The following is a 26,369-nucleotide window of genomic DNA, read 5'->3' as shown; positions in this document are numbered from 1 at the left end:
ATGGCAAATTCAGCAGTATTAAAAGGGGAGTATCTAAAAAGAACAAACCACCTTAGCAACTTAGGTTTTAGCCATAAAAGTGGATATCTGGTTAAATTCACGTTAAATAACAAAGTCTATGTTCATGTCAACCATACAGATTTTAGAAGTGATGATCAAGATTCTGCCTATACTACAGCAGGTTATTATGAAGAAGCCAAGTTCTTACTTTATAGTGTAAAAAAAATCGAAAGAAAGGAGCTTCCAGGGTTCAAATTAAATTTAGACACGATTGAAAATGGATCTATTGGTGATCGGGTTCAAGTCAAAAAATTGAAGATTAAGGGACCTGATTTCGAATTTTGCAAATTATATGATATCTCCTGGACCTATGAAGGTGGTGAAATTGTAGATGGTAACTTTGATATACCTAAGGAACCTATATCTACTGTAAGTACTGTGGATATTCCAGTGCATAGCGTAGCAAAAGCATTTTATTTAAGAAATATTGAATTGGTGAAAAGTAATCTTTTTCCCGATACTCAAAAGGAGAATGCAGCCTATATAATTGCAAAAATTGCATTATACATCAATAATATCCAAAATAATATTTATCCTCTTTTTATGGGAGATGAAAAATTTCAATCCTACATCACCTCTCAAAATCTGGAGTGGAGTAGTGTCGATATTTTTAATAATCCAATTTTGGAGGATTATAAAACTTATCTGGAGAATATAACTGAATTCTACGAGGCTTTATATTCGAATCAATTGACTATTAAAAATGCTAAATCCCAGACCAAATTATATTGGCTTGGATTTGTTCTTTCTGAGAGGAGTTTAAAAATAATTCCAGCCTATGATAAGATAGAGATTTTGAGGTCAATTGCAGAAGGGGTAATTCTTGGTGCGTTGAGTAACTTTGTTTTAACAACTCAAAATGAAGAAGAATATGCAATAAAAATCCTTCGATCAATAATAGGTGATCAGCAGGATGATCTTTTAGCAGGATTATTAAATGTAGCATTTATTGATGGAAAGAAGAGAACAACTCTTTATCAATCTTTATATGATAAGATTAATGATACTGGTATTGGCGCAGAAAATTTAAGAATTTTTATAGATGAAATTTATCGAATATGGGTTGGAAGTTCTTATAATCCATATAGTTTAGATGGATCACCAATGAAAGATAACTTGATCAATCCAGGTACTTATCGCAGTAATCCAATTCTTTTAAAGTATGAATCATCAAGAATTCTGGGAATGTTTAATGCCTCTAACTATGATTTTTCATTCAATTCCTCAAGGATAGAAGTTACGGAAGAAATGGATCAGGTAGGTGAAAATACAGTGACCACTTTTACCAATAAAATTGGTGATTATGAGATGTACCAGGCATTAACCATTAGTAATACACCTACCAATACTAATGATACTAAATTTCTTGCCATCAATCTGAATGGCACGTCACAAGTTGCGATTCCCATTTTTTATTTAAAATATATTGATGATAAAAAATCAACAGAAAATTTAATCACTGGGGCAGAATTAACTGCTGAGTTGATTATGACTCTTTCTGCGGTAGGTAATCTTTCAAAACTGAGGCATTTAAGGAGTTTAGGTAAATTGGGCCGAGTTGCATTGAGTCTTGAAGCGGCAGAACCTGGGTTAGTGTTGATCAGGTATGAATTGGCCCAGGGAGTATTAAGTGCAATTGAGATCACATCAGAACTAGCTTCTATTTTTATTAATTATAGTACGAATTACAGAGAAACTTATTGTGATGTAAAAAGTTCTAAATACAATGCCGATGATTGTAAATTCTACACAAGGTTGGATAATTTCTTTTTTGCCTTACAATTGGTGGGATCGGTAATTGATTTGGCATTTTCTAAAAAGCTGCGAACTGCAGCAAGCGAGATGTTAAATGGTCCTATCCCTAATGATTTTAACCCGGATGCCTTAAATGTTCTAAGGAAATTTGCTGGTTCCTTAGATGAAATCAGAGAAATTTTTCGTGTAAAACTGATGCAAAAATATGGAGATAATTCTAATATCTGGAGGAAAATAGATAGAAGCCAAATAAGTGAATTGTCGAATGTAAAAAAAGATGATTTTATCTTCGAATTTGAGAATGCAACAGAAGATTTACTTGATTTATTTAATGCTGATCATGGTAGTTTAATCGATTTTTGGGGAAAATTAAGCCGTGATGACTATAACCTTTTTAAAGGAAAAAGAACATTTTTTAGTACTTTCAAAACAATTCAGAATTCTAAGGAGATGATCGAGGAAGTTTTTAAGGGAAAGTGTGTGGGGAAATTAAAGGAAGGAGCGACAGATCTATATATAAATTATAAATGGAGAGTTGTAGGTGTGCATCATATCGATGCACTGGATGAAATTGGCGCTCGAATGATTGGTCCTAAAAGAAACATAGGAGATAACATTGCTTCAGGATATTATACTTGTAAGGTAGAGGTTTATGATGTTGCTTTTAAAGGGGCTTCTTCGATCGATGGAGCTATAGGTTGGAAAGTTAAGGCACATTTGAGTACTTTTTTTCCAGATGAATGGACAGCTTTAAAAGTTAAGCGGGAAATGGCTTTGGCATATTCGAAGAAAGTTTACTCCTATTCTCAGAATGGTACTGATATATTTAAGGGCGTAATGTCGGACGGTGTGGAGTGTATTTTTTATATTAGAAATGGGAAAATAACATCCGCTCACCCTTCATTTCCTAAAATCTAATAAACTGTTATTATTTTAACTAAAAAGAATATGAATCAAAATATAATCAAAAAATACGGTGTAGATTTTAAAAACAAGAACATCAATAATAAAATAGATAAAGTTCCTCATACTAATATTCCTGATCTCACCATTTTTCTTTACGGTTGGGGATCATCTGAATTAAATGAAGATCTTCTTCCTCAGATTAATAAAGTATTGAATGAACCAGATAAGGAGTTTGAAAGTCAGAATGAAATAGTTTTAATTGACGTTAATAAAGACGATGTGTATTTTTATTCTGATGAAATTCAGCAATTCCATATGCCTACAATTGAATTCAAACAAATTGTTGAAGGCTGGCGTGATTTTCTATTATCGCCCCCTTTAAACGGAGCTAAACCATAATAACAAAATTTTTCAAGGAATTCCTATAGGCATGTGCTAAAACATACCTATCAAGAGATAAATATGCCCTGTTGTTGTCTCCCGACATCTGCACAGGGATTCTATTGCCCAAAAATTTAAACAAATGACTATGTCAGAAACAACAGCCATAACCAAAAGATACTATCCTGCCTTATCAGAAGTGATCAAGGTGGATGATCTTCCAGAGTTCTTGCACTTTGCGGAAAATGGGTTGGGTTCTATTCTGGATCACATCCATTATAAGAACTTTCAATATTCCAGAAGCCCAAGAGGGGACTCTGCATTTTACAGTCTGGATATCATATCAAAAAGCCTGGGTATAGATTTACCATTTGGTTTGCGACTGGTTCTTAATCCTGATGAAGATTCCAGTATCTCTTCATTTCCTGTTTCCCTGCAATACCAATGGGAAGTACTTGCTTTTTTAAGGTCATTCAACCTGGATAGCTTTGCATTTACACCACAAGCTTTTTTTGAGCTAGGTCTTAAGATCTTTCGAATATCAGAAGAACAGGTGATTGCACATGTGCTCAATCGCTTTGTGGAAGAGGAAGAAAGCACAAGATTAAAATTTCAAAATGTAATTGATGCCATAAATGAGGCATACCCCAATGCTCAAATCGCTTTGCCTCTAGAAGGAGAAGTGACTGTGGAACAGGTAGCTGCTATCATCTCTACAAATCCGAATATTCCAGAAAGCATTTCTGAAGTGATGTTTGCCATTTATATTTTGGATACGGATACTTCCATAGTTAAGGACAATTTGGAGCGATTTTATGTCTCCATGGTACCTGAAGGTATTGAGAACTATATAAAAAAGCTGTTGATCCCTAAAATCAAAGCGACTTTAACACTAGCTGCAGGTATAGAATTCCCAAGTCATGTACTAAAACCAGTAACAGCTGATGGTACTGCGATTCCCAATGCCAAAACACTGTTTAAATTTGCAAAGGCTACCTTCTATGCAGATACTGAAGCAGGTATTGGTTCACAACTGGAATTGGCAGGATCACTGGTTCCTGAATATTCACAGATTGGAAATACTGGTCTAATGATTGGTTTCACTAATGCAAAGCTCGACCTAAGCCGAAAAAAAAATATTCCGGAAGCAGATGCAGCAGGCTATTTACCGGATTTTATGGGATTGTATGTAAAGCATGCGGTCATCGGTTTTAATAAATTTGGTGAAGACCATCAGCAAAAGCTGAGTGCGAAAATTATTGGAGACGATCTTTTAATTGGTACAGGTGGTGTTTCTGGTAAGATCGCACTAGAGTCAAATGGTTTGCTGCATAGGCAATTCGGTAATTTCGATGTGGAATTGAATAGGTTTGCGATTAATTTTCAGCAAAACTCGATTATCAAATGTGATATCAAAGGTAAACTAACGATCGGTCACTTTAAACAGGATGGCTTGCCTGCAGTTATTGATATTCAGGCACAAATTATGGATAATGGTGATTTCAATATGACCGCTCTATCTACGGGATCGCCCTTGAAAATCACTTTGCCGAAGGTTTTTGAACTAGAGGTAAGAAGCCTGAGCCTGGGTAAGCAAGACCGTGGATTCTATGTAGAGGTAGCAGGGAAGCTTGATTTTATTGCAGATTTGCCAGGTTTAGGGAAGGTGCTGCCTAAAGGAATTGACATTCAGAAGCTCCGCATCTGGAGTAATGGGGATATTGAGTTTGAAGGCGGAGGCCTGGCTGTTCCTAAATCTTTCCGTCTGTCAGTAGGACCGGTAAAACTGGAGGTAAATAATATCTCCCTGGGTGCCTACACCAGAAAACATAATGGCATCGAGCGTAAATATCGTTTCTTCGGCTTCGATGGAATGATCAATACAGGAAGAGCAGGTGTCAATGCGACAGGTAACGGAATTAAATACTATTTCACAGTTGACGATAACGATCAGGATAAACCATTTGATAGTTTTGCCAGTATTGATAAAATCGGAATTGACCTGACCGTACCCGGTAATGCAAGTAAAGATAATGCGGCATTCCTGCTCAATGGTTATTTGAGTATGAACAATCCTGATCCGACAATATCTGGTTCGAATGCCGGATCAGAATACACGGGTTCTGTATCCTTCTCCATGCCTAAGTTAAAAATGGCAGGAAGCGCTGGAATGAGGATGAATCCAAATATTCCAGCATTCGTTGTAGACATTGGTATGGAACTTTCTACCCCAATTCCTTTAGGAGCTACGGGTTTAGGGATCTATGGTTTCAGAGGTCTGATCGGACAACATTACCTGCCTTCCAAATCTGCTACAACACCTCAGGTTCCGGAAACCGGTTCCTGGTGGGATTATTATAAAACCAAGAGTACAATTACCAAGCGTGAAGGTATTGAACTGGATAAGTTTGCCGATAAGGCTGGATATTCTGTTGGGGCAGGTGTTTCTATTGCTACTGCTTTTGATTCAGGAAAGGTATTCTCCAGCAAACTATTTTTATTACTGGGCTTACCAGATGTGTTTTTAATACAGGGGCAAGCAGGGATTTTAAGGTCCAGAATAGGGTTGAAAGATGATGTTGATCCTCCTTTCAGTGCCTTTATTGCCATTGATGGAAATTCATTCAGAGGTAATCTTGGGGTTAATTATAGACTTCCGGAAGGGGGATCTTTTGATGGGGATTTATTCTCCTTAAGTGGTAACCTCGACATGGCCTTCTTCTTTAATAACTCCTCTGGATGGTACCTGAATGTTGGTAAAGATCAACCGGAAAATGCAAGAGTAAGGGCGAAAATATTGAGCTTATTTAATGGTTATGCTTATTTGATGATTTCCTCCCGTGGGTTTAAAGCAGGAGCCGGTGCAAGGTTTGATTTTAACAAAAAATTCGGTCCAGTGGCAGTCGGTATTGGTGCCTTCCTGGATATGGGCGGATCTATCAGTATTAAGCCGGTACAAATTGGTGCGTTTATCCAGTTTGGGGGATACGCTTATCTGAAAATCTTCTTTATCAAATTAGGTTTAGCCGTACAGATTGGCCTTGCTGTGGAAGCACCTCACCCTTTCAATATTTCAGGATCACTGGAAATTAAATTAAAACTTCCATGGCCAATTAAGAATATTAAATTCAGATTTGAAGTCAGCTGGTACATTAATAATAATGATGGACCACTGCTGCAACCGGTTGAAGTGCTGCAATTGCCGGATCCTGAAAAAGGCTATCTGCCAGCAGTAGCAACCAATATTTTATCCAATGAAACCTTTCAGCTGAACTATATAAACCAGGACATCGGTATGGAGCTGAACTCTATTCCAATCCCAGGTGACGGACGTTGGAAATACAATTTTAATGATCAAAATTCTGAGCTCAATTTTACGATTCCGATGGATAGTTTTATTGACATTGAACTACTGAAGCCAGTTAAACCAGGACTTTCAAAATTGGGTGGAGGAGCCAACCAGCTTCCTGATGGTTATTCAGAGTTTATGCCTCCTCAAAAAGGATTGGGTGATCAGATCCGCCATGAATATGAACTGACAGGCCTTGATATTTATGCTTGGAATCCTTCAGGTGTAGGCTCATGGCAGCCTTATCATATTTATGAAGCAGTAACCGCTATTACCTCTGAAAACACTGGTGCAAATGCGATTGATTTGAGTACACTTAAGGATGGATTCTGGCAGTTTACAGAGCCGAATAAGTACAATAAAATTCGCCTGATGTCTCAGAATATGTTCAGCTATGCGAACCAGACCACTAGTGCTGCAGCCGATCTGGACGGATTGAATTTTAAGAGTAAAGACCTATTCTGCTTCGAAACGGTTAATAAAGAAACGGTCATCAATTGGAAAACGGAAGCTCTGGATAAGATTTATGAAGAAAATATTGATTTCTCTTTTAAAGGAGAAACGTTTGTTCTTGATGGTGTTAAAGCTAAGGTAACTTATAACAGTAGTTACGGTGGAAATAGCCTGGAATTGGCAGCATCTACGGGGATGATGACGATTCACTTATCAAAGCCTGTTTCTTATTTGAAACTGGACTTCGGACCAAATGAAAATAATATCCTCGTCGATTACTTCAGCAGAGTCAATAGGCCTGGTTTATTAGGGAAACTATTAGGAAAAGATGTCAAAAGAAAAGAAGAAAAGCTTTTCGATTGGAATCAGAATAGTAGTTTAATCTACAATGACCTGGCCAATCCTATAAACAAAGTCGTGCTTAAGTTTTTCAAAAATGAAATGCTGGATTTTGAGGCAGATCTTTTAATGGGTGGATATTACGATACAGGTACGAACTATGAGCTGCAGGAATTAGACAAGTCCATATTATTCGCCAGGTTATTTAACCGAAGTCTGAATGCAGAAGAGGTACTAAATAAAACCTACGATCAGATGTCAGGACAGGTAGGTTATTGGAAAATGAACAATAGCAACGACCAGCTCGGAAGAAATCTTGGAATGATCTTAGGAAGCCCAGACAAGGTTCCTTGTTTTTATCAGAAGGATGAAAATCAGGTAGAAACGATAAACTCCAGCTATTCATTCACTGCCAGAACTGATGCTTTTTATGTACCGTATGACCCTGATCTGAAAGTGGAGAATGGAAGTTTTGCATTTGAACTTCTGACAGTTTTTAATCCCTTCATTGCTGGAGCATCCACATTGATGTACAAGGTAAACGAAGATTTCAGTACAGGAGAAAAGAAAGGTTTTGTTATGCAGCTGATTCAGGAAACACCTGGTGATGCAGAGACAGCGTATGATCAGAATACGATCCCACAGTTCAAGGTGGTATTGACAGTTTATGATGGACATAGCCATACTGTAGTGGAAAGTACAGATACGTATACTTTGGATTGTAATACAGGTCTGCTCACAGAGAAACAGCATAAAAATATATTCCTCTCTGTGGATCGAGAAACTGGAAAACTGAACCTTTACATCGATCAGATCTTAAAAACAAGTATCGCTTTAGACAATGTGTTTAAGCCCTATGAGCATACTGAGGGAGCTACCATGCTGAATCAGATCAGTTATCTTTCTGAAAGCTTACAACGCAGAAAGGAAGAAAATGATGTCACAGAAGAAGGCTTGATCAATGAGATTCAAGTGCTTGGAGATGGAATGAGCAAAACGGTTCAACCGGTATGGCGGCCTGATACTACTTTTGCGATTGCAGTTAAAACGAGGGATAAAGTAACAAAAGGAAATTCGAGCTCAGGAACGGTTAAAACCCATGTTTTTGGATTTAAAACTGCCGGACCTATTGGCCATTTTCAGCAGAAAAGTAAGGTCTATAAAGAGTTGGCAGCCCAGGATCGTGCGGCTGAATTTAAATTGGCTAACCTTAAACATTATATTGATTACGAACGGTCATTTCCTGATGCATTAAGCCGTTATGATTTGAGTAAACCTGTTTTCTGTCAGGATCCAAAAATCAGCTTACTATTTACCAAGCCATATATTCATGCAATGTATGCCAATTGGGATAGTTACAAAGGCCTGCCAGAGGTAAAAAGCAGGTTGGAACTTCAGTTAGTTGATCCATTTGGTGAAGCGATAAATCCGGAGTTAATATGGGAGCAATTACCTGATCAGGAAATCACCCTTGATAATTTCCGCTCGCTGCCACCAGACCAGCAGATTTTATTCCTGATGAACTTATCGGCACTATCGGACTCTTGTAATGCCAATCCAATCGCCATTAAAAAGAGAACAAAACAAGGGGCATATCACCTTCCTGATCTGGAGCCAAAAAGACTTTATACGGCACTGTTTAATGCAGTTTATCAGCCTCAGGGAGAAGAGGAGCAAAAAGAAGAAGTACATAAGTTTAGTTTCAAAACTTCCGCTTTCCCTAATTTTGCCGCACAGGCAGGCAGTTTTATCCTCGATAGCTCAGCAGAAAACCCAGTGTATGCCATTGATCCGGAATTTGTAGGTTTTACCAATCAGGAGATCAGAGGTACCTTACAAAATCTGATAGATAATGATTCAGAAAATGATCCCGAGGCAGTACTGAATTATGCGGTTAAGTTCGACAGATTAATTTATGGCGGTCTAAGACTGAAAAATCCGGAGGCGATTTCGCATACGGTGATCCAGCCTGTGATTAATGTCAACCCGGAGGATCCAGCAGATCGAAAGATCCTTGGGATTTTAATCAGAAATCCTGAACCTTTCAATGATCCTAAGCTTCCGCTGTCAGAATTATCAAATACTGTTAAAATGATACTGTCCTCAGCTGGTCAGGTCATTTCAGCTGCGGGTCAATTGATCTACATCCATTCCAGGGATACTTCAGCTGTTTTTATAACCAATGCAGCTATGGAAATTCCTGCAGCCGATATGCAATTGAACTTCAGATATAAAATCTTCAACGGCAATGACTATCGGACTTTGCATGAAGATTACACCAGTCCTGTAATCCCTATTACAGCAGCTGTTTAATCAATCCGTTCTTAAACGGAATTTAATTATTGATTTCACCTATAAAATATTTCTCAATGCCGACAAGAAGCAGGGCTTATGCCTTTTGTGCTGATTACAATGAATTATCAGCATGTTTATTCTCAATACAAGCTTTAGAAGATAGTGGAGCCCTTAATGCGAAAGCATTAGGGCTGCTTAAACTTTTTAAAAATGACATCCTGCGTAAATTATATCTACGGGTTATCAGAATCCTTGGGATTATTAATGGCGTAGAAGAAGTTTCAATGAATCCTGGAAGTGGCAGAAATTTCATATATGATTTTGGCGACTTTGATGCTGTTGATTTCTCCAGCCTGGATTTTTGGGTAGGATATAAGGACGATAGCAATGATGGTTATGGTTCTGATTTCAAAACCGTACTGAACATGCTGCAAGCGCTTTGCAGCAGAAGTGCTGAAATTACTGAAGAAGGAAAAGCAGCGATTGATGATGCGCTGATTCCGGTACTCGAAGCTTTGGATGAAATTAAAGATTATCTATCCATTTTAGGGTTAAATCCTTGCGGGAATCTGGATGATCGGTTTAAAAATAACTCACCTGGTGTTTACCTTCAGGCTTCGGGTTCTGATGGTGCAGACGGTATTGCCGAAGGACTACACCTTCGCTGGAGCTTAAGTGGGGAATTGGGAACCAATCATATACCGAAAGGTACTTATAACAATACCAGCGGCTCTAGTCTTGGTTTTAATAAGCCAGATGATTTCGCTCACATCTCCCGTACGCCGTATGTCAATCCTGCAATCATGGATGTCGATTTTGAGTTGGACAAGCCGGTGGTTAACAACAGCAAAAGGGAATGGACTTATGTGATCACTAAAACGATCAATGGACAGCGCATTACTAACAGGATGAAGCTGAGTTTTACAGATAAGAATAAGTATAACCGCCTGACTCAAAGTTTGAATCCTGCAGTAAGTTCTTTCCAGTTCCTGAATAGCTACACTGGAGTGATTAAGCTCGGAATCATTAACAAAACCGCATTTAAGGTAGCCTTAGGTTTTCAAAATTCTTCTGCCTCAATGGAGGCTAACCTGAAAATGGAGGCATTTTGCCAGTCTTCCAATACTGTTGAAGCCTCAGAGCCGGTAAATGTTAGAAAGACGCTCATTTTACCGCAAGGTGCTATTGATCAGGTAGAGCTCATTGGAGAAAATATAAAAACTTTAGGGCTTAGGAAATCAGCGACTGGTGTATTTAAAACTTTCTTTTTTGAAACCTATCATGATTTCCTGATCACTAGGTCCTCTGCAGAATGGACTCCTGTAGGGAATGGTTTTGGTCTTTCCCTTGATGATGCCGAAGTGATGGAGCGTTTGGAAAGTACAGCTTATCCCATTGATAATAAATGGCCGCATTACAACAACGGTTCCAGAGTAAGAATTGCCAATTACCAGACCAAATGGAATTCTTCAGACCCTGCTGAGCCAGGAATTAAAGATGCAGTAACGCGTTACCTGAAATTAAGTGAGGTTGATCCAAGATCGGTTGATCTCTTGAAGGATGATCAGGACGGGGCAGACATCCCCGGGCTGTCTGTGAGCTACCTGGATATTTTAAACCTGCAGGGAATGGACTATCATATGGCAAGAATGCTCGGACTTGGGCATATTGATACCCCTACAAATGCAGCGTTGAATGATCAGTTCATCTATCGACTGGAGTACATGAATCGCAAGGAATTGAACGGGGCTGAAATGATAAATTATACCTATACCAGCTTACCTGTAAAAAAGTCGGACAGTCGTTTACCTGAAAAACCAGTGATGAGAGCGGTCAATTATGGTCTCCCTGTAATGGATACTGAGCTGAACAATAGTTTTGACGAGCAGGGATATACTAGTTTAGATAATGTAAGAGCGGTGAATATTGGCAGGATCCCTTTTAATGATGAAATGCCAGCCCATGATTTCTTTGCTGATCTTTCTTTCATTGAAAATGAGAATGTTTTTGAAAACCCAAAACCGGTTCTTTATGGTATTGAGTACCGTGCACAAAATCAGCAATCTTATATCAAACCTGAGATTACACATGAAAAAGCAATTGGTAGCTCATTCTATAGTTTTGATGATGAATTTCCATCAACAGGAGTTCTTGAAACGGTCCCTGTTCCTGATGACCCTACAAGTTTGTACATACACTTTGAAAGAAAATCAGGAGTGCATTTTTATGCCATCTATGGAATCAATTGGTTTTCCAGAGCTTCTGCCATCAGCGATGAAGCAGCTACCAATGCTACTAAAATTCCAGTCAAAAATTCGCTAATGCCGCCTACCGATGTGACGGTTCAATATATCCAAAAAGAAGATCAGCTACTCTTTACTACGGGATTTGAACAAAGCTGGTTAAAAGATCAAAACAGTACTTTTCCAGGTCAGGATACGAATTTTACAAGAACCACTTTCAGTTGGATGGACATTGTGGATGTCTCTCACCTGGAGGATACCTCAGTTGAGGAATTATCCACTGTGGTAAGACCTGATAAAATCAAAGCACATTTCAAACAAGGACTCCCTTTGGAAGTAATTGGAATGATTAAAAATATACAACCGATTAAAGGATCTGATACTTTATTGAAGCTGTCTACCGGAAGTTATAAGTTGATTGATGGTACAGTGGTAAAGCCTTTTGTTCCCCATGAAGATTTGTTCAGGTTTAAAGATTGTATTTTGTCTACACCAGCAGGTCAGTTCAGAGTTGTTCAGGTAGATTACGCCTTGTTGGGTCCGATCATTACCATTGAAAAGGCTTATGATTTGAGTCTGGTTGATGACGAAACAGATCCGGGATTGTATGCTTCACAAAGGAATTATAGTGCACCTGAACTGAATAGCAGGTTTTCTATAGTAGAGAACCTGAGTAATCAGGAAAATTGGAAGCCTTTGGCTGAAAGTATTTCATTAGTCAGCTTTACCAATCCGCAGCAGCCGAATATCGAAAGCTCAGTGGATTCCGAAGGTAACGTCAGTAAATACTGGATCGGTGGACTGCATAGTGCTGCAAAAGTGATTCCTTTATTTAGTGATGGTGGAAGTCCGGATGATCTACCCGGTTATTACATGATCAGCTGCTCAGAATCATTGCCCGCACATCCTCAGAAAAACCTTCCTTTTGATCCAGGAAATCCTCAGAAAAATAATCCTGATTCTTTAAACACCACACACGTAGAATGGTATAAAGGGCAGATTAGGATTCCTCAGGTAAAAGAAGGTGCGGAGATGAAAGTGTTAGAAGTGGCCTTTGTGGAGGAAACCAATCCGCTGATCTTATATGTACAGGATACCAGCTACCAGGAGTCGCCAATTACACATTCCAGAGATCAATGGGAGTGGATTAACGTCAACTATCACCCAGGGTATAAAGCTTATATATACCCTGAGTCGGCTCCCCATGGTTTTAACGGATCAAACATCTTGCCTGTTGATGAAGAGAACGATAGGAAATCATTATTTGGTTTACAAAGTGTAGATACAATTTCAGGAAATGATTTTGTATCGCAGGTATCTGTGCCGGTAGTGCTGTTGGCACGTAGAATTGAAGAACCAGTGGAACTCGAAGCACCTATAGCTGTTGGCTTGAAGGTGAGGCCGGATGAGACAGGAAAAGCGGCTTTTACTTTTGATATGAAGATAGCTGAAAGTCAGAAAGGAATGATGAGGAACCCATTTGGTTTTATGTTTTATAGGACTACTCTGGAAGAAATTCTTTATGTACTTTATGAGCCTGAAACGGTACATCAGATACTAACTGATCTGGTATCTCTGGAGGAAGATCCCCATTATAATCTGCGAGCTTATGAACTGGCAAACCTGATTTTTGATCCACTCAAAGACCTAGAATTTAAGATTTATGAAGCGAGACCTCAGGCTTATGGTTTTCCTGTTCCGGATAAAGTATTGTTAAAAAATGCAGATGATTCTGATGCGCTGAAGAAGGAAAAATTATACGCAGCTATTCAGGGTACATTAATGCCGCTTACAGAGCAGCCACCGATTTTCAGTTTTCTTAAACAGGGGCTGCAAACAGAAAATACTTTACCGATCATCAGAGATGTTGATGGTCATTTACTGTCTGGGTTAAGTCCTGATTTCAATCCATTTCCGATGGTAAGAAAATACGGAAAACCGGCAGAAGAGAACGTGACCTATGTTAGGTTTACTGATTATAATTTGAATGCATCTTCAAGAAATTTTTATTTCTATACTGCAGCAGAAGTAACGAATCAACTGGTTCCTGGCCTTTTGAGTTTGTTTACCGGACCTGTAACCGTACTAAATGTTGCTGCTGCTGCAGCGCCATTGGTTAATCAGTTTGAAGTAAAACCTTATGCTTCAAATGTTCACGGAGTTGCGGTAACTTTTCTAGTTGCACCTTTTTCTCCAGCAGATCACATTTCTAAAATTAGAATTTACACTACCACAGATCAGGCTAAAACAAGTAGTATTTATGCGATGGATCGTTACTTTGAGGTAGATATTGAAGAATCAAATCTTGCTGAGTTTGAAGTTACAGATGATTTTTCTGAGCTAAGTAGCGCACCATTGGGACAAACAGTTTACTACAGGTTTGTTGGAATCAGAACGATTATTAATGAAAATGAAATGCGGGAAGAGGTGTTTTCAAATCAGTCAGAATTGCTGACAGCCAGATTGATGGATACCCAAGCTCCAGAAGCACCTCAACTAATTTATCAGGCTTCAGCGCATAAATTAACCTGGATACCAACTACCAGTTATGGTACTTACTACCTCTTTAAACAGAACAGCCGTGGTAACTGGGAAAGAATCTACAGTGTTTCCCATTCGGAATCTGATGGGCTTGCCGAATACACTTTAGCCACTCCTTTAGTTACTGTGGATGAGGATGGAAATCGAATTTACCATAGGTTTAAAATGCAGGTCATAAATGCATCAAGTTTATTTAATCTGATAGATAATGAGCTTACTGTATAAAATTAACAATTCAAAAATAAATATGAAAAATCAACAATTAACCCCTGAAAACGCATTTAAAATCGTGTTCAATGCGATAGGTGCCTCACAATTAAATTCTGAAGATAGCCAAACTTTGGAATTTCACTAAGGCATTCAGATAACTTCTTATCCAGCTCAATAGTTCGTATTGCCAAAGCTTAAACAAAGAAGCTGGAGATCATAAATCATTTATTTAAAAAAAACAAAACATGTCGGAAATTCCATTTATCGATGATCAGTATATTGATCAAACTATTAAATCAGCTGGAGTGTATAACCCAGCATTAAATAAAACTCAAGGTGTTAAATTGAGGGAGCTGATTAAGCGACTTCGTGACCGCATAGAGGAAAGTAATTCTGATGTCGTAAATATTAGTGGAACTCAGCACATCACTGGTACTAAAAGCTTTACTCAGATCAGTGTGGAAGAGCTTTCTTTTATAAAAAATGGCTTCGCCAGTTTATTGAGAAATCCCTTAAATCAGAGTCAGAATTACATATATACATTACCAAGAGAAAGCGGGGAGATCGCGCTCTTTAGCCAGTTGAATAAGGCCGTTATTGATCTTGAGAATGTCGATAATACCTCAGATGCGGACAAACCAATTTCAGTAGCAACGTTGCAGGCACTGCGAGACAAACAGAATGCACTGAATTTTAGCCCGGAAAATACGTCTAATAAGGCGGTCAGTCTGGATAATCCAGATCACACGAGATACCCGACAACACAGGCAGTGGTAGACGCGATTAATGACATTGTGTTAACACCGGGGCCGAAGGGTGATACAGGTGCTTCCGGTGCGACGGGAGCCCAGGGAAATCAAGGGGTGCCTGGTTCTGATGCAACAGTCCAGGATGCTTCAGCTGTGTCAAAAGGAAAGTTAAAATTGGCGGGTGATCTTGGAGGTACAGCTGATGCACCTACTGTGCCTGGCAAAGCGAATACTAGTGGAGACAACGCAACAGGTACATGGAAAATAGATATTACCGGAACAGCAGCAGTAGCGACTAATGCAATGAATTGGGGAGGGCGAAGTGCTGAACTTAATAATAATGCAGCACTTGTGTTTGCTCCTGTAGTAATAGATGGTACAGATGGAAAAGGGAAGTTGGGTACGGTACCTTTATTTCAAAACTGGCTAGGATTGAATAATGGTTCAGTATTGAATAATGCAGCCAACAGTTGGGGTGATGCTACAAGTCAGGCACAATATAGTGGCGATGGTACAACTGCTGTGAATACTTTTTTAATGGGTTTCAGTTACGATAGCAAGTGGAGTCCAAAGAGCAAAACAGCGGTTCAGACCTTTATAGATGTTAACAATGGGGCTACATTGTTCAATAATATATCCGGTACCTCGGCATTATCTTATAATTCAGCTCAGTGGAATGGCTATGATTTTGATAAGTCTAATGCATACGGTTCCGGTTTTGATTTGATATTTGGCAGGACTACCGGTACTAATGAGGCAAGACTTATTTCACAAGAGGGAATGCAGGCGTATATTGGAGTAAATCCAGGAGGTGAAACTTTGCGTAGTGTATTAGCGAGAGGTACCCAAGGCAATCAAGGGCAATCTATTCAATTACAAGCTACAGACCCAGGAAATGGTTATTATGAGCTAAAAAATGTATTAAATTCAGAAGGAACCTCATTCAGATTAATCTCAGGAGTTTGGGGAATTAGTCAAGATGGTTTTTCAATTTATAATAACAGAGGCACAACGCCATTTTTTATAGCTGAAAGCGGCAATACACATATTGGTTATACGTCTGATCTAGGATATACTTTTGCTGTCAATGGTAATTCTTATTTCAATGGACCCATAGTTGGTCATTCATATGCGATCGACGGATGGATTAGTAATATTGCTATAGCGAGATTTGGCCATAGGGATTTTAATACAGCTAGTTATTACGGGTTCTTGCAATCAGCATCTGGAAAAGTCAGTATATGGGGAAATGGTATTGATATTGACGGCAATGTCAATTTCTCAGGAAATACAAGAATTAACGGCTCATTAGTTTCAGATGGCGTATTCGTTGGCAATAGCACTGGCACATTTGCTAGCAATTTAGAGGTCTACGGAAGAGGTGTGTTTTTAGGAGGCACAGGTAGCGATTTTGAAAGTGCAAATTTAGAGGTTCGCAGTTCATCAGGAAGGTCACCAAACCTATCCTTCCATTGGCCTGGTATGGTAGCTTCTCAAATTTCAATAGAGCCAAGTGGCAGAATCGCTATAAAAAATAATCCCGGGACATCTTATGAAGCATTTATTGCTGAGACTATATATGCAAACGGAGGAATTTCAGCCAATGGTAACGTCTCAGGAGGCAGGGGGAGTTTTGGTTACGATTCAGGTCTTCAAGGATCAGTATGTGCTTCTAACTGGTTTAGGAGTAGTGGAAATACAGGATGGATTAATGAATCCTATGGAGGAGGTCTTTATATGTCAGATTCTACATGGATTCGAACATACAACAATGCTAGTATTTTTTCTGGAACAGCTATACAAGCCGGACAAAGATTCGAAACATCAGGTCACTATAAATGCTTTGGATTTAGAGGTATAGCCGGTGATTATGATACAGCTGGAACTACCGATAAAATAGTATGGACTATTGGTGATAACTGGAACACCATTGAAAGTATGTATGGAATTGGTTACTCCTATAAAACTAAGTATGTAGATGGAAATCATCAAATGGTATTTAGACAAGCTGGAGCTGTTCATGCTTCTATTGATTTAGATGATGGTAGAGCATTTTTCGATGGAATGGTAACTACTCCGATTGTAAAAGCTACCAGCAAACTTCTCATTCCATCAACCTCAGGCAAACAATGGTCACTTTACGTACAAGACAATTAACATGAGCGCATCAAGCAACAAATATTTATTCGGTGGGACTGCCACTTTACCTATTCATATTGAAGGGGAGGTAAAACTGGATAGCTCTCCAGCCTTATTCCTCCCGAATATGAGGACAAAATTAAAGAGTTATTTTATGTTGATGCACTCCTGGTAGTCGATGATGAGCAGGGAAATAAAGCCTTCTTAGGCATTTTGAAAGATATCCCTGGATCCTTGAATTATCGAATGCACAATACGACGCGTTGGTTTAAGCAACGGTTAGCTCCAGTAGAGACAAATCAACCCTACATCGTAATGAACGATGCTGGTTTAAACACTAGAGCCTTTGTTCATCCACCTGTGATCACCAATACCCGGGTTGGAACCCTCGCCGGGTATGTGAAAACCAAATCCGCTTATTACGTCCATTCGGATGAAGTTAAATGGCAGTATTCAGTTAATGGTGAAGCTTGGACCACACCAGCCGGTATTGGCGGTTTAGGTCAAACATTAGAACAAGATATTCCATTTAATCACACAGATTTATTTAAAGCAGATGATCAGGTTTATTTCAGGGCCCAGGTTACTAATGCAGAAGGAACCTTTATAAGCGATTCATCAATATTATATACAATGCGTGTCAGGTTGGTAACTCTTGCTAGCAACGACTCTCCATCCATAGCTTACCAGGATTGGAATACCGGAGAAAGGATCAATTATTATACTGATTCCTTGCCCTTAACTTTTGGAATTGGTACCAGAATCTTCCAAAATGATCCCCCAGTTTTAAACGACGGATATGAAGTTGCAGCTGGCGCATATTCAGATGGTGTAAGGTGGTATCTGGTTTCTTATATTAATGCTAGAGATAGAAACGAGATTACAGCAATGGGAAGCGTGACATCCTCAAGTGGTTATCCCGACAACTGGCCGCCTAATGACCCAGCTTATGATAAGCTGGTTAGTAACTCCCGTCAAGGTGTGTATTATGAAGGTAACAGTAAGGAAGATGCTTGTGTAAATGGTCAAAATCAGGAAAGACCAGTTGAGGTATGGCTGAGAACTACGCAAAAAGGTCGAAGAACATATTACAGAGGCCAGGATGGCCTTATGTTAACTGGTTACTTCCACACTGGTGGTGGTGTTTACCAATTTGTAGCAGGGTCTAGGGGAAGTACTATCTATCAATGTGCAAATTAAGAAAAAAATATTAATTTAAATTATTGTATTTTTAATTATTATATTTTTTTGATTTATTGGATTATAAATTATAATAGGGAAATAATAAGAAACTACAAAATCTTATAAATTCAGATGTATAAGGTGGAGTGTGTGTGTTATTAGTTTAAAGCAATAAAACCCCGGCTAACAACCGGGTTTTTTGTGTTAAATATAAATTTCAGACCAACAGCTCTATAATCAAAAACTCTTCTGCTTTCCAAAGGAGTCTCATGATAGCTTTGTTGAAAAGTTAAACATAAAGGAGACATGAAAAAAAGGAGACATGAAAAGAGATTAAAGAAAGGAGTAAAGTTTGGTATTCCTGTTTCATCATCAGGCTCTGTACAATTCTATTGTCAAGAAAGGGTTTCCTTATCAAGAAATAGCTATGGTAATTTAGCCATATGCTAGAATTAAACTTCAAAATTACCGGTGAAGATCGCGATGTAAAGACAACTCCATATACCTTGCCTTTAAAAAGGGAGAGTTTAAGTGTGATTTTCATGGTGTCAACAGTTTTTCAAAGCCCGGTGTCAACATGGTGTCAACAATAAGGAGTTTAGAGTGGTATCAAAAATACTAAAAAAATTATTAAACCGTCTTAAAAAGAAAAGGCGGCTATGTTTGTTTCCAAACTTAACCGACTTGTTCGCTGATTGTGGAGCCGAAGGGGTTCGAACCCTTGTCCAGTTGTGTGATAAGTTATGCCTTCTACATGCTTGTTTTCCAATTTATTGTCGGGAGCAGACGGGCCGGAAACCTACCTTGTCTTTTTCCTTAGGTACTTTATCTCGCCGCTAATCCGTACCTATTAGCAGCCAGCATTGTTATTTCGATGCCCCATATTCTAACCTAACAATGCAGCAGTCAGAGGGACAAAAGCTAGCGTAATTCTAAATTAGGCAGCTAAGGCGTAGTTATTTTCGCCAATTATAGTGTGAACGTTCTCTTTTAAGTGCTCGCCGTACAACGCACTGCATGCTAACATACGTAGCGCCACCCTGTCAAATCCAAAACGGCCCCATGTGTTAGTAACACAAATCTACGAAATTTATGCCATAGTTCTACCAGGATATTGTTTTAATGCAATTTCCAGACAATCCATAGCTTGGTTAATATCATCAGTATTTAAGACATAAGCCATTCTTACTTCGTTTTTTCCAGAACCAGGGGTAGAGTAGAAACCTGTAGCAGGAGCCATCATAACTGTTTGATTGTTATGCTCAAAGCTTTCCAGCATCCACTGACAAAATGCGTCAGCATCATCAATTGGAAACTTCGCTACCACGTAAAATGCACCACCTGGATTCGGACAAAAAACACCTTCAATTGCATTCAATCTTTTTACAATTGTATCTCTGCGAAGCGTATATTCTTTATTCACAGCCTCAAAATAACTATCTGGAGTGTCTACTGCTGCGGTACCGGCAATCTGTTCTACCATCCCCGGACTTAACCTTGCCTGAGCAAACTTTAATCCAGATTGGATCACTGCCTTGTTTTTAGTAATCAAACAGCCTAATCTTGCGCCACAAGCACTGTATCTTTTTGATACAGTATCCATAATTACCACATTCTCCTCTAATCCATCTAAATGCATTGGAGAAATAAACTCTTTGCCATCATAGCAGAACTCGCGGTAAGCCTCATCAGAGAACAAGAATAAGTCGTATTTCAGACAAAGATCTTTCAACGCTGCTAATTCTTCTTTAGAATATAAATAACCAGTAGGATTATTCGGGTTACAGATGATGATTGCTTTGGTGCGTGGCGTGATTAATTTCTCAAACTCAGCGATAGGAGGAAGGGCGAAGCCATTCTCAATATGAGATAAGATTGGTTTTACCACTACATTGCTCATACAGGCGAAACCATTATAGTTCGCGTAGAAAGGCTCAGGAATGATGATCTCATCACCTTCATTTACGCAGGTTTGCATAGCAATAGTGATGGCTTCAGATCCACCTACAGTCACTAAAATATCTGCTGGAGTAATGTTGTAACCTAATTTGTTATAGTATTCCGCTAATTTGGTTCTGTAAGAAAGCGTGCCTTCTGATGGGGTATAAGCCCATACATCAAAGTCTATATTTTTGATGGCATTTAACATGCCTTCTGGTGTAGCTATGTCTGGCTGGCCAATGTTCAAATGAAATACTTTCTTGCCATCTTTTTTTGCCTGGTCAGCAAATGGAGTCAGCTTTCTGATTGGTGATGCGGGCATTTGGAACCCTTTTTCTGAAATGTTAGGCATATAGCAAAAATAAAAGACCTCGTTGTAGAACGAGGTCTTAATAAAAATATCGTTTATAAAATTACTTAGTAGGAGCCGCTACAGTTTCACCTTTAATGTATAAAACTTTAGTAGTGGTTTTAGCATTTGAAGTGATCGTAATCGCTTTGCTAAATGGCATTGCAGCACCAGTTGGGTTATAAGTAACTTTGATGGTACCAGCTTCTCCTTTTTTAACAGGAATTTGAGTGTATTCAGGAACAGTACAACCACAAGTCGTTTCTACTTTTGAAATGATTAATGGTTGATCGCCAGTGTTTACGAACTTAAATTCCACGGTTGCAGCTTTGTTAACAGGGATTTTACCAAAATCGTTCAGCTCCTTATCAAATTTGAACTCAGCCGGTTTAGTTTGAGCATTAGTAGCAATACTTACTCCTAAAATTAATGTAAATAATAGTAATAACTTTTTCATGATTATGGTGATTTAAAGCAAATTTAAACTTTTGATTCATAAATCAAAAAGTATTCCAATATATAAATTACAGAACAGCCATAAGTCATACTTTAGATTTTATGTATCTTTGTGCCCTAACTAATATTGCTTATGATGCCGGATATTACACCTACTACCAATCCTATTGATGCTTCAGAGTTAAGTTTTGAGGACTTTAAGACTATTGTGGTAAACGATTATAAAATAGCTTTCGAAAGTAGACAAGCCAGTTTATTAGGTCGTAAGGAGGTATTAACGGGCAAGGCTAAGTTTGGTATTTTTGGCGATGGAAAGGAAATTCCACAAATTGCCATGGCCAAGGCCTTTAAGAATGGAGATTGGCGCGCTGGGTATTACAGAGATCAGACTTTTGCATTTGCGACAGGCATCTGCACCATCAAAGAATTTTTTGCCCAATTATATGCCAACCCTAGTGTTGAAGCTGAACCTGCATCCGCAGGCAGACAAATGAACTGTCACTTTGCAAGCCGTTCTATTGATGAAGACGGAAATTGGAAAGATCAGACAGCCATGAAAAACTCTTCTTCAGACATTGCACCTACAGGTGGACAAATGGCGAGATTAGTCGGACTGGCTTATGCATCGAAATTATTCAGACAAAACCCTGAACTGGAATACCTGAAAAACTTTTCGGTGGAAGGAAATGAAGTGGCTTTTGGAACGATTGGCAATGCCTCTACTTCTGAAGGTATCTTTTTTGAAGCCATTAATGCCGCCGGTGTATTACAGATTCCTATGGCCATCTCTGTTTGGGATGATGGATATGGAATTTCTGTTCCTGCAAAGTTTCAAACGACTAAAGAAGATATTTCTGAGATTCTCAAAGGTTTTCAAAGGGATGAAAATGCCGATGGATATGAAATCTTTAAAGTGAGAGGCTGGGATTACCCGGCTTTATGTGAAACTTACCAAAAAGCGATCGATGTATGCCGTACAGAACATGTACCGGTAATGATCCACGTAACTGAAGTGACTCAGCCACAAGGACATTCTACTTCTGGTTCTCATGAGCGTTATAAAGATAAAGCGCGCCTGGATTGGGAGAAAGAGTACGATTGTATTCTTCAGATGCGTAAATGGATGATTGAATCTGCCATTATCTCTGATGAGGAATTGCTGGAAATGGAAAACACGGCTAAGAAAATGGTTCGTGATACCCAAAAAGAAGCCTGGAATGAGTTCCTTGCCTCTATTAAAACTGAAAAAGACCAGGTAACTGAGCTGATCAATAACGTAGCCAACGGAAATCCTACAATAACGAGAATTACCGCTCAATTGGCCAGTACGCCTGATGCAATGCGTAAAGAAGTGATTTCTTCTGCGAGAAAAGCATTACGCTTAACCGTTCATCAGTTGAGCAGCGAAAGAACAGCATTGTTGCAATGGTATAACGAACAGCATGAGCTGAATGCAGAAAGATACAATTCAAAATTATTTACCGATGGAAAAGAAAGCCCATTCTTAGTGAATGCGGTTGATGCGGAGTATAATGAATCCAGCAAAATGGTGGATGGACGCGAATTGTTAAATGCTTGTTTCGATGCAAACTTTGGCCGTGATCCTAGATTAGTTGCTTTTGGAGAAGATTTAGGTGCCATTGGCGATGTAAATCAGGGTTTTGCTGGTTTGCAGGCTAAATATGGTGATCTTAGAATTACCGATACAGGAATCAGAGAAATGACGATTGTTGGTCAGGGAATTGGATTGGCGTTGAGAGGCTTAAAGCCAATTGCTGAAATTCAATACCTGGATTACCTGTTGTTTGCACTGAATGTATTGAGTGATGATTTGGCTAGTTTATCCTACCGTACTAAAGCCGGACAAAAAGCCCCAGTCATCATCAGAACCCGCGGACACAGATTAGAAGGCGTATGGCATTCTGGATCTCCTATGGGTATGATCTTGGGTTCATTGCGCGGATTACACATTTGTGTGCCTCGTAACATGACTCAAGCTGCCGGTATGTACAATACTTTGTTCAGATCTGACGAACCCGCTTTAGTGATTGAATGTCTGAACGGATATAGATTAAAAGAAAAACTTCCTGAAAATGTAGGAGAGTATACCGTCCCACTAGGTAAAGCCGAAGTGGTAAAAGAAGGAACAGATTTAACCATCGTTTCTTATGGATCCACACTTAGAGTGGTTGAAGAAGCGGCAGAAGAACTGGCTCAATTCGGTATTTCTGTAGAGATCATCGATCCTCAGACCTTACTTCCTTTTGATACAGATAAACTCTGCGCCCAGTCTTTAACGAAAACCAATAAATTACTGGTGGTAGATGAAGATGTACCAGGTGGCGGATCTGCTTTTATCTTACAGCAGATCTTAGAAGAGCAAAAAGGTTATTATAGCCTGGATGCACAGCCAAAAACGATCAGCGCAAAAGCGCATCGTCCTCCTTATGGATCTGATGGCGATTATTTCACTAAGCCATCTGTAGATGATATCGTAGAAACTGTTTATCAGATGATGCATGAACATAATGCGGTTAAATTTCCCGCTATATTCTAATAAATACTGACTTATATAAAAAAAGGTGTTTCTCAATGAGGAACACCTTTTTTTATGAGCCAGATTTCTGACCATTAAGCCGCGATTGGATTAATCCAATTTGCTGCTCTTATTTCTAAGAAGCTGATCTGCTAATACCAAAGCTGCCATTGCTTCTACAATCACGACTGCACGAGGTACCACACATGGATCATGACGACCTTTCCCTTTAATTTCTGCGGCTTCACCCGCTGCATTAATGGTCTGTTGGTTGTGCATAATCGTTGCTACAGGCTTAAAGGCAACTGTAAAGTCGATTTCCATGCCATTAGCAATACCTCCCTGAATTCCTCCAGAGAAGTTGGTTAGTGTTTTAGGCTGATCTTTTCCAACAAGGAAGATATCATTGTGTTCTGATCCCCTCATTTCGCTTCCGCTGAATCCTGAACCATATTCAAAGCCATGTACCGCATTGATGCTCAGCATTGCTTTTCCAAGCTCTGCATGTAATTTATCAAAAACAGGCTCGCCTAAGCCAACAGGACAGTTTCTGATGATACAACTTACTTTTCCACCAATAGTATCTCCATCTTTTCTAATACCATCAATACACTCGATCATTTCCTTTGCCGTAGCCGGATCTGCGCAACGTACGATGTTTTCTTCTCTGATCTCCAATAACTGATCTACAGTTAAAGAAGCTTCCAGATTTGGTGCATTAATTTTGCCTACCGCAGATACATGAGCAAAGATTTCAATGCCATGGTGCTTTAAAAGTAACTTGGCAATCGCACCCGCAGCTACGCGTGCAGCAGTTTCTCTTGCAGAGGAACGGCCACCACCACGGTGATCGCGGATACCATATTTTGCATCATAAGTATAATCTGCATGAGAAGGACGGTAAACATCGGTATTGTGACTATAGTCTTTACTGCGCTGGTCTTCATTTGGAATCAACATTGCAATAGGAGTTCCAGTACTCTTACCTTCAAATACGCCGGAAAGAATTTGAACGGTATCGCTTTCTTTCCTTTGTGTGGTAATTTTCGATTGTCCGGGTCTGCGTTTATCCAGTTCCGACTGAATAAAATCCAGATCTATGGGCAATTGTGCCGGACAGCCATCTAAAATAACACCAATAGCTGCACCATGTGATTCGCCAAAAGTGCTGATGCGAAATAATTGTCCGAATGTATTACCTGCCATTTTTTCGTTAGTTTATAGGTTAATTTAAATCACTGTAACTGTAAATCCTGCTTTTTCCAGGTCTTTCCAAAAGTCTGGATATGATTTCTCTACCACATCCATTTCTTTCAATACCACTTCTTTGATCAGTAAACTAAGCGGAGCAAAAGCCATCGCCATGCGGTGATCTTCATAAGTGCTGAAAGTAACACGCTCAGGGAAATGAAGGTTTTCGCAGTTTAAAGTATAAACCAGGTTGTCTTCATTTAAAGTTACGCCAATTTTTGCAAGTTCAGTTTGTAACGCCTTAACGCGGTCTGTTTCCTTAATTTTTAAGGTCTCCAGTCCAGTGAAAGCAAGGTTTTGCTTCAATGCAGCCGCACATACGATAATCGTTTGTGCTAAATCCGGACAATCTTTAAGGTCTAAAACTTCTTCACCGAAATTTTTATCAGTAGAGCTAAGCGTAATTCCTTGAGCTGTAGTTGCTGTTTTTACACCAAAAGCAGTCATGATAGATCGGATTCGGCTATCGCCCTGCAAGCTTTTTTCCTTTAAATAAGGAAGCGAGATTTCTGCCTTTTCAGACAGACAAGCAATGCTGTACCAGTAAGAAGCAGCGCTCCAATCTGGCTCTACTACTAGCGTTGCCGCTTTAAAAGGCTGTGGTTTGATGCTGATATTTTGACCATCCCAGGAATGACTGATACCAGCTTCTTCCAGCATATTCAGCGTCATGTTGACATAAGGAAGGGAGGTTAATTCGCCCTCAATCTGTAAAGTAAGACCCTGTTCCAAAGTCGGGGCAATCATTAGCAAGGCAGAAATATACTGACTGCTGATGTCTCCCTTAATTTTCACAGTTGCCTGAGTTTGTTTTAATGGACCCTGGATGTTCAACGGTGGGAAGCCTTCTTGCTCAGCATAGCTGATATCCGCGCCTACTGCTTTCAAAGCTTCTGCTAAAATACCGATCGGACGTTGTTTCATTCTTTCGGTACCAGTCAGTAAAAACTGACCTGGAAGAGTAGGGAGGTAAGCCGTTAAAAAGCGCATGGCAGTACCCGCTGGTCCCACATCAACGGTTTGTTGATGTGGAGCTGCGGTTGAAATCTGATTTAAGATGCGTTCAAGTGTTACGGAATCGGCAGCGATAGACATATTCTCTACTTTTACCGCTCCTTTACTTGAAGCACTAATGATTAATGCCCTGTTGCACTCGCTTTTTGAACCCGTAAGGGTGATCTCTGTATGGATTTCTGTGTTTCCGGTAAAAGAAACAAGTGCATGCTTACTCATT

The 26,369-nt window shown here is 39.3% G+C and carries 11 protein-coding genes and 1 other RNA gene; 7 read left to right on the top strand and 5 right to left on the bottom strand.

Annotated features, from left to right (window positions below; translation table 11 throughout):
- From AQ505_RS20420 to AQ505_RS20395, 6 genes are all read left to right on the top strand, one after another.
- Window positions 1-2,733: an EndoU domain-containing protein gene (locus tag AQ505_RS20420; protein ID WP_062549881.1), complete on the top strand. Its 2,733-nt coding sequence runs from the start codon at window positions 1-3 to the stop codon at window positions 2,731-2,733.
- Between the two features lie 30 nt (window positions 2,734-2,763).
- Window positions 2,764-3,120 (top strand): hypothetical protein, encoded by a 357-nt coding sequence (locus AQ505_RS20415; protein WP_062549880.1) that lies wholly within the window; start codon window positions 2,764-2,766, stop codon window positions 3,118-3,120.
- 130 nt (window positions 3,121-3,250) lie between these two features.
- On the top strand, window positions 3,251-9,556 hold the full coding sequence (locus AQ505_RS20410; RefSeq protein ID WP_062549879.1) for a hypothetical protein: 6,306 nt from the start codon (window positions 3,251-3,253) through the stop codon (window positions 9,554-9,556).
- A gap of 56 nt (window positions 9,557-9,612) precedes the next feature.
- Window positions 9,613-14,547 carry a hypothetical protein gene (locus AQ505_RS20405; protein WP_062549878.1) on the top strand — a complete coding sequence of 1,645 codons (4,935 nt, stop codon included), beginning with the start codon at window positions 9,613-9,615 and terminating at the stop codon, window positions 14,545-14,547.
- 230 nt (window positions 14,548-14,777) lie between these two features.
- Window positions 14,778-17,438: a shufflon system plasmid conjugative transfer pilus tip adhesin PilV gene (pilV, locus tag AQ505_RS20400; RefSeq protein WP_062549877.1), complete on the top strand. Its 2,661-nt coding sequence runs from the start codon at window positions 14,778-14,780 to the stop codon at window positions 17,436-17,438.
- Between the two features lie 297 nt (window positions 17,439-17,735).
- The gene (locus tag AQ505_RS20395; protein ID WP_062549876.1) at window positions 17,736-18,620 is read left to right on the top strand and encodes a hypothetical protein; all 885 of its coding nucleotides are present in this window, start codon (window positions 17,736-17,738) and stop codon (window positions 18,618-18,620) included.
- A 677-nt stretch (window positions 18,621-19,297) separates the two neighbouring features.
- On the opposite strand, the gene ssrA is transcribed toward AQ505_RS20395, so the two are convergent.
- From ssrA to AQ505_RS20380, 3 genes are all read right to left on the bottom strand, one after another.
- Window positions 19,298-19,664: a transfer-messenger RNA gene (ssrA, locus tag AQ505_RS20390) on the bottom strand.
- Between the two features lie 28 nt (window positions 19,665-19,692).
- Window positions 19,693-20,895, bottom strand: coding sequence for a pyridoxal phosphate-dependent aminotransferase (locus AQ505_RS20385; protein WP_062549875.1), 1,203 nt, complete (start codon window positions 20,893-20,895; stop codon window positions 19,693-19,695).
- Between the two features lie 61 nt (window positions 20,896-20,956).
- Complete coding sequence (locus AQ505_RS20380; protein ID WP_062549874.1) at window positions 20,957-21,349, bottom strand: DUF1573 domain-containing protein; 393 nt, start codon at window positions 21,347-21,349, stop codon at window positions 20,957-20,959.
- A 132-nt stretch (window positions 21,350-21,481) separates the two neighbouring features.
- Here AQ505_RS20380 and AQ505_RS20375 point away from each other — a divergent pair, with 132 nt between their 5' ends.
- On the top strand, window positions 21,482-23,905 hold the full coding sequence (locus tag AQ505_RS20375) for an alpha-ketoacid dehydrogenase subunit alpha/beta (protein ID WP_062549873.1): 2,424 nt from the start codon (window positions 21,482-21,484) through the stop codon (window positions 23,903-23,905).
- A 90-nt stretch (window positions 23,906-23,995) separates the two neighbouring features.
- Here AQ505_RS20375 and aroC read toward each other — a convergent pair whose 3' ends face one another.
- Together aroC and aroA are read right to left on the bottom strand one after the other, a co-directional pair.
- On the bottom strand, window positions 23,996-25,090 hold the full coding sequence (gene aroC, locus AQ505_RS20370) for a chorismate synthase (protein ID WP_062549872.1): 1,095 nt from the start codon (window positions 25,088-25,090) through the stop codon (window positions 23,996-23,998).
- 24 nt (window positions 25,091-25,114) lie between these two features.
- Window positions 25,115-26,368: a 3-phosphoshikimate 1-carboxyvinyltransferase gene (gene aroA / locus AQ505_RS20365; RefSeq protein WP_062549871.1), complete on the bottom strand. Its 1,254-nt coding sequence runs from the start codon at window positions 26,366-26,368 to the stop codon at window positions 25,115-25,117.
- Window position 26,369: the final 1 nt, after the last annotated feature.

The organism is Pedobacter sp. PACM 27299, from assembly GCF_001412655.1.
Lineage (GTDB): Bacteria > Bacteroidota > Bacteroidia > Sphingobacteriales > Sphingobacteriaceae > Pedobacter.
Note: the sequence above shows the minus strand (reverse complement) of the source record. Positions and strands in the feature narration are given on the sequence as shown.